The 376-nt window shown below is 49.7% G+C and carries 1 rRNA gene; it reads left to right on the forward strand.

From position 1 onward, the window contains the following. Nucleotides 1-116, forward strand: a 5S ribosomal RNA gene (rrf, locus tag IB255_RS30555). The last annotated feature ends 260 nt before the right edge of the window (nucleotides 117-376 follow it).

A 376-nucleotide genomic window follows, 5' to 3' on the forward strand; every position in this document is an offset into this window, starting at 1 on the left:
CTTGACGACCATAGAGCGTTGGAACCACCTGATCCCATCCCGAACTCAGTAGTGAAACGACGCATCGCCGATGGTAGTGTGGAGTTTCTCCATGTGAGAGTAGGTCATCGTCAAGCTCCTATCCCAAAGCCCCGGTCAGCTTCGCTGTCCGGGGCTTTGCCTATTAGTGTAAGCACACAGTTTGTGCTTGCTGCTGACGAGAGCTTAGGCTCCCCGAAGCCAGGCGATTGAGTAGAAAAGAAATTTTCGAAAATAAAGCTTGACGGAAGATGAGGTTAGCGTAGAATGCGCGCCTCGGTTGAGACGAAAGCCTTAACCAACTGCTCTTTAACAAGTTGAATCAAGCAATTCGTGTGGGTGCTTGTGATGTAAGACT

This window comes from Pseudomonas sp. PDM22, assembly GCF_014851965.1.
Lineage (GTDB): Bacteria > Pseudomonadota > Gammaproteobacteria > Pseudomonadales > Pseudomonadaceae > Pseudomonas.